Raw genomic sequence first — 342 nt, forward strand, 5'->3', positions numbered from 1 at the left:
CAGCTCTCTAGCTACCAAAACCGCAAAGCCGACTTCAATAAATATTGAAGTCGGCTTTGATTGAAAATATAACCTGGCACTGAGCTATTTTCCCAGGCAGTCACCCACCAAGTATCTTCGCCGCAGCCGCGTTTCACCTCCGAGTTCGGGATGGAGTCGGTGTGGTTCCACAGCGCTAATAGCACCAGGAAAGAGTTTCGGGTAGAATCAATCAACCCTCAATACTGCATAGCAACGTTTTTCTTTTTGAGTGAGGTCAAGCCCTCGGTCTATTAGTACGCTTTGGCTGCATACATTACTGCACTTCCACCTTGCGCCTATCAACAGGTGTTCTTCCTGTGA

Annotated in this window: 2 rRNA genes; both read right to left on the minus strand. The window is 48.0% G+C overall.

Annotated features, from left to right (window positions below):
• Positions 1-71 precede the first annotated feature (71 nt).
• Positions 72-189 (minus strand): 5S ribosomal RNA (rrf, locus tag FLQ44_RS22955).
• A gap of 63 nt (positions 190-252) precedes the next feature.
• Positions 253-342 (minus strand): 23S ribosomal RNA (locus tag FLQ44_RS22960); the annotation flags it as partial.

It is taken from the genome of Vogesella mureinivorans (assembly GCF_007644035.1).
GTDB classification, from domain to species: Bacteria; Pseudomonadota; Gammaproteobacteria; order Burkholderiales; family Chromobacteriaceae; genus Vogesella; species Vogesella mureinivorans.